This is a genomic window from Sandarakinorhabdus oryzae, from assembly GCF_009733735.1.
Taxonomy (GTDB): Bacteria; Pseudomonadota; Alphaproteobacteria; order Sphingomonadales; family Sphingomonadaceae; genus Sandarakinorhabdus; species Sandarakinorhabdus oryzae.
Genome location: NZ_WNJP01000182.1, coordinates 1 through 5,188, shown reverse-complemented (window position 1 = coordinate 5,188; position 5,188 = coordinate 1). Strand labels below are relative to the sequence as shown.

Here is a 5,188-nt window from a genome sequence, read left to right as displayed (position 1 = left end):
CGCCGAGACCTGGGTGAGGCGGGTCGCCGCCAGCCGCAGCCGGGCGCGGGCCGAAAGGTCGAGCGCGTCGCCGGCGACAACCCGCTCCCAGGCCGATGCGATCTCGGCATGGACGAGCGCGCGGGCGGCGTCGAGATCGGCATGGGCGGCGGCATAATCGGCCTGCACAACGCCGCGTTCGGCCAATGTGCGGCTGCTGCCCTGCCCCTTCTTGGCCGTGGCCAGCGCCTTCAGATCATCCATCGCACCCAGCGCATTGCCACTGGCGACCGCAGCGATGCCCAGCGCCAGCAGGCCGAACGGCGCAAAGCGATACAATGGCCCGGTTTCGCGCGGCGTGTCGGTCATGAAGGAGACACTGCGGCCCTGCGGCACGCGCACATCCTTGGCCGCCATGTCGCCCGATCCGGTGCCGCGCATGCCCAGCGCATCCCAGGTGTCGATGAGCTCGACCTCGTCGCGGCGCATCACCATCATGCGGTGATCAGGGGCGCCATTTGGCAGGCGGCGCAGTTCGCCGCCGTCCATGATGACCGCGCCGCCCAGCAGCCAGGCACAATTGGCGCTGCCCGAGGCCCAGGCCCAGCGGCCAGAGACACGATAATTGCCACCGTCCACCTCTGCCCGGCCCATCGGCGCGAAGACGCCGCCGGTGATGACATTGGGATCGCCCCAGATCGCGCGGGCATGGTCTTCGGGCAGCCAGGCCGACAGCAGCGCCGTGGTGCCGCCGATCATCACACACCAGCCGGTGGCGGCATCGGCGCGACCCAATTGCTCGAGGGTGGAGAACATGGTGGCGACGTCAACCTCCGCGCCGCCCAGCGCCTTTGGGACCAGCATCCGGAACATTCCGGCCTGCGCCAGTTCGGTGGCGAGATCGGCCGGCAGCCGGCGCTGCGCTTCGGTATCGGCAGCACGGGCAGAGACGGTGTCCAGCAAGGCTTGCGCGATCATCACAGCTTCCACAGGCTGGCGAGATTATTCTTCTGCATGTCGCTCGATCCGCCGACGATCGGCATGCCGAGCAGATCACGCACGTGGCGCTCCATGTCGAACGCGTCGGACAGGGCATAGGCGCCCATCACCTGCTGGCAGGCCAGCGCGATCTCGACACCGACATCGGCGACGAACAATTTCGCCATGCTGGTCTCGGTGCTGCACGGCCGGCCTTCCTGGGCCAGCCAGGCCGCGTGGTAGAGCATGTGCCGCGCCGCCTGCAGCTTGGTTCGCGCCACCACCAATTTGTGGCGCACGGCCTGATGCTGGCTGATGGCCTTGCCGAACTGCACGCGTTGCTGGGCATAGTCCCAGGCCTCGTCCAGCGCAGCGCGGGCGATGCCAAAGGCGCAGGCGGTGATCTCAAGCCTTTCGACGTCGAGCGCGCGGCCAGCGAGCAGCTTCCAGCCCTGGTTCCACATCTGTGGCCCGCCAACAATATTGGCGGTCGGCACGCGCACATTGTCGAAATAGACGTCCTGGCTCGCCGTGTAGCGCAGGTTGGCGTGGTGGATGTCCTGCATGCGCACACCCGCCGCATCGGTGGGGATCAGCACGAACGACAGGTTGCGGTAGCGGTCTTCGGCGGGACCGGAGCGCACCAGCGTGTAGATATAATGGCACCAGTCCGCGCCCGTGCACCAGCGCTTGGCGCCGTCGATCACCACCTCGTCGCCTTCCAGCCGCGCGCGGGTGGTGACGCTGGCAAGATCGCCGCCCACATCGGGTTCGGACAGGCCATAAGCGAAGAACAGCTCGCCCCGCGCCAGCCGGGGCAGAAATTCCGCCTTCTGCTCGGCGCTGCCGTTTTCGCTGAGGTTCATGCCACCATAGAAAGCGGTGTGGATATAGGGCCCGGCCAGGCACGGCCCGGCCTGCGCCAGTTCCTCGATCACCGCGATGGCGGCGACCAGATCCTGCCCGGCGCCGCCATAGTCCGGCGCGATGGTGAGGCCGGTGAGCCCGAGCTTGTTGAGTTCGGCATAGACATCGCGCGGCCAGCGGTGATCGCGGTCCCACTGGATGCGGGCCTCCCGCGGGGCATGGCTCGCGACAAAGCGGCGGATGGTGTCGCGCAATTGCCCGATATGGTCAGGCTCGTCGGTGAAGGTGACGGGGGGAAGCGGCGGTGCCATCACTCACCCGTCAATTTCGGCGGCCGGCGTTCGCGAAACGCCCGCACCGCTTCGGCCCGATCCTTGGCGAGGTTGGACAGCGTCTCATAGGGAATGGAGGCATCCATCAGCTGCTGCGCCAGCACCCGCAGCGGCTGGTTGGCTACCACCTTGGACCAGCGCACCGCATATTTGGGATTGTTCATCAGCTTGCCGACCAGTTCCGTCACCTTGGCATCAAGCTGGTCAGTCGGCACGGCATAGTTGATCAGGCCCATGGCTTCCGCGCGCGGCGCCTTGATCAGGTCGCCGGTCATCAGAAATTCCTTGGCGCGGGCATAGCCGATCAGTTGCGGCCAGATCACTGCGCCGCCATCGCCCGCCACCAGCCCGACCTTCACATGCGGATCGCCGATGACGGCATTTTCATCGGCCACGATGATGTCGCAAAGCAGGGCGATGGTTGCGCCCAGGCCGGCGGCGGCGCCGTTCATGCGGCAGATCACCGGCTTTTCGATGTCGAGCAGGCTGGTGACGATGCGTTTCGCATCCCAGCCGATGTCGCGGAACTGCTCGGGGTGGGCAATCTGCTCTTCGAACCAGTCGAAGTCGCCGCCGGCGCAAAAGGCGCGACCGGCGCCGGTCAGCACGATGATGTCGCTGTCCCGATCCTGCTGCAATTCGGTGAACACGCGCGCCAGTTCATGGTGCATCGGTTCGTCAACACCATTGACCGGGTTGTTGCCGGTGATGGTGGCGGTCAGCACCCGATCGTGGCCGAACTGGCCGCGCGTGAACGTAAAGCGCTGATAGTTTTCGAGCAGTGCCATCTGCCTGCCTCCCCATGATTGTGCCGCAGGGTGGCGCAGCGCGGGCAGACGGTCAACCGCAGTGGCGGCGAGCGTTCAGGGCAGCGGCAAGTGGCGCATGCTCCAGACGGTCATGCCGGCAGCGATGGCCACGGCATAGGGCAGATGCGCGCCCACCCGCACCAGGCGCGGCGCATCATCACCGGTGACGCCGGCCATGGCGAGGCTGCGGCGCAGCAGGATCAGGATGACGGCAAGGCCGCCGCCGGCAATGGCAATCAGCACCACCTGTTCGGCCAGGTTGCCCAGCGTCGCCCAGCAGGCGCAGCCGGTCATCACCTTGACGTCGCCGCCGCCCAGCCAGCCGCGCGTGAAGGCGAGCAGGCCAAAGGCGAAGAACAGCCCGCCGGCCGCCGCGTGGCTGGCCCAATCGAAACCCGGCGTGCCCAGCCCGAACAACACCGCGCCGATGATGATCAGCACGGTGATGGTGTCGGGGATTTCAAAGGTGCGCAGATCGAATGCCGCCGATGCGAGCACGGACAGCGCCATCAACAGCAGGCCAGCGTCGGCAAGGCTCATCAGCGTGGGCCGTCCCGCTGCGGCGCCACTGGACCGCCGGTCGGCTCGCGCAGCTTCTGCGCCTTCAATTCGGCCAGATATTGCAGATTGGCCCAGGCGGTGCGGTCGAACTGCGGGTTCAGCGACAGCGCGCGGTTGAAATAGGCTTCGGCGATGGCGAGGTCGCCGCGCGTCATGGCGGCATAGCCGACGGTATTGAGATCGCTGGCCAGCGTGGTCTTGTCACTGAGCACGAAGGCTTCCTGGTAACGGCCCTGCATGGCGCGCGCGAGCGCCAGGTTGGTGCGTGCCATCTTCAGGCCGGGCTGCAGCTTCAGCGCCGCGACCAGATCGCGTTCGGCGGCGACATGATGCCCGCGCAGCAATTGCGACCAGCCGCGATTGGCCAGGATGGTGCCGTCCTGCGGCGCAGCGGCAACGGCCTTGGCATAGGCGGCATCGGCGGTCGTCCAGTCACGCGCCTTGTCGGCCAGCACGCCCAGCGCGTTCCAGGCCCGGGCCAGACCGGGATCGGCGGCCACGGCCTGTTCCAGCATCGCCTTGGCCTCGCTGTCGTGGCCCTGGCGCAGCCAGGTGATGCCCAGGCCCTGCTTGGCACGGGCGGCCAGCGGACCATCGAGCAGGCCGGTGAAGGCCTCGGCGGCTTCCGGCAGGGAATCGCCGGCCAGCGCCAGCTCGGCGCCGCGCAACAGCACATCAGGCGTGCCGCTGGCCCACATCGGGGCGATCAGGTTGCGGGCATCCGGCAGCCGGCCATCGGCGATGGCAGCATCGAGCAGGGCGAGCGCTTGCGGGGTGGGCGGCGGGACGGGCAGCACCGGTGCAATCGGCTCCGGTTTGCGCTTCTCGCGGGCCGAAAGCGCGGCCGGGGCCAGCAGGGTCAGCGCCAGCGCCAGCAGCAACAGGCCGAAGGCCAGGCGGTGAAGCATGTCAAAACGACCGCCGGCATCGCCTGAAGGCTCGTCCAGCTCGGGAAGGGCCAGGGGGGTCAGCAGCGGCGCGGCTTCCGGCGGCAGGCTGATGGGGTCCATGCCATCAGGCACGCAGGTCTCCGATGCGGGCGACAAGGGCTTCGAGCCGGGCGATGGCCAGGCGCACGGCCTGGCTGTCGGCGATCACCGACAGGTCGGCCTGGGCCGACAGCGCACCAGTCAGCCGCTGGTGCGCACGCTCCACCGGGTCTTCGGCAAAACGCGAGGAGTCAAAGCCGGCAAACCAGTCGACCGCGATGCCGGCCACCGGCGCGAATGGCCGGCGCTGCATTGGCGTTGCCGTCGCCAGTTCGGGCAGAGCCGCCAGGTCGAGCAGCCGCAGTGGTCCCACAGACGCCGGCTGCAGCACCGCAACCGGGGCCAGATCAGCCTGGGCAGCGTGTGGCGCCAGTTCGGGCGGCGCATCGCCAACGCTGATCACCTGCGGCAATTGCAGGTTGATGGCGCTGGCCGAGGGTGCATCGGCGACGGCCAGCGTCGCAAGCGGGATGGTCAGCGTGGCCAGATCGCCAAGCCGGGCTTCGACAACAGCAGAAGCGGGCGCCGAAACCGCCGCTTCGTCATCGTCGGCAGCCAGCGTGATTGGCGCCGCCAGTTGCGGCACGCCGGTCGCGGCAGCGGCAAGCGTGGCAGCAAGGCGCGCCGTCGGCACGCCACCCGCCAGCCGTGCAGCCGGCACAATGGCACGCGC

The 5,188-nt window shown here is 68.2% G+C and carries 6 protein-coding genes; all 6 read right to left on the bottom strand.

Translation table 11 applies throughout. From position 1 onward, the window contains the following. Positions 1-957 (bottom strand): acyl-CoA dehydrogenase family protein (locus GJ693_RS13660; protein WP_156256833.1); only part of this gene is annotated, 957 nt, incomplete at its 3' end. Then, the gene (locus GJ693_RS13655; protein WP_156256832.1) at positions 957-2,135 is read right to left on the bottom strand and encodes an acyl-CoA dehydrogenase family protein; all 1,179 of its coding nucleotides are present in this window, start codon (positions 2,133-2,135) and stop codon (positions 957-959) included. The genes GJ693_RS13660 and GJ693_RS13655, both read right to left, overlap by 1 nt. Next, on the bottom strand, positions 2,135-2,944 hold the full coding sequence (locus GJ693_RS13650; protein ID WP_156256831.1) for an enoyl-CoA hydratase/isomerase family protein: 810 nt from the start codon (positions 2,942-2,944) through the stop codon (positions 2,135-2,137). Before GJ693_RS13650 ends, GJ693_RS13655 begins: the two co-directional genes overlap by 1 nt. 75 nt (positions 2,945-3,019) lie before the next feature. Next, positions 3,020-3,505 carry an A24 family peptidase gene (locus GJ693_RS13645; protein WP_156256830.1) on the bottom strand — a complete coding sequence of 162 codons (486 nt, stop codon included), beginning with the start codon at positions 3,503-3,505 and terminating at the stop codon, positions 3,020-3,022. Then, positions 3,505-4,536, bottom strand: a complete 1,032-nt coding sequence (locus GJ693_RS13640; RefSeq protein WP_156256829.1) for a tetratricopeptide repeat protein — start codon at positions 4,534-4,536, stop codon at positions 3,505-3,507. The genes GJ693_RS13645 and GJ693_RS13640 overlap by 1 nt, the downstream gene beginning before the upstream one ends. 4 nt (positions 4,537-4,540) lie before the next feature. Beyond that, a partial coding sequence (locus GJ693_RS17025; RefSeq protein ID WP_197042200.1) for a hypothetical protein occupies positions 4,541-5,188 on the bottom strand: 648 nt, incomplete at its 5' end.

Bases quoted from the DNA above. Each gene is read 5' to 3' on its own strand.
- GJ693_RS13655 (WP_156256832.1), bottom strand. From the start codon at position 2,135: ATGGCACCGCCGCTTCCCCCCGTCACCTTCACCGACGAGCCTGACCAT.
- GJ693_RS13650 (WP_156256831.1), bottom strand. From the start codon at position 2,944: ATGGCACTGCTCGAAAACTATCAGCGCTTTACGTTCACGCGCGGCCAG.
- GJ693_RS13645 (WP_156256830.1), bottom strand. From the start codon at position 3,505: ATGAGCCTTGCCGACGCTGGCCTGCTGTTGATGGCGCTGTCCGTGCTC.
- GJ693_RS13640 (WP_156256829.1), bottom strand. From the start codon at position 4,536: ATGGACCCCATCAGCCTGCCGCCGGAAGCCGCGCCGCTGCTGACCCCC.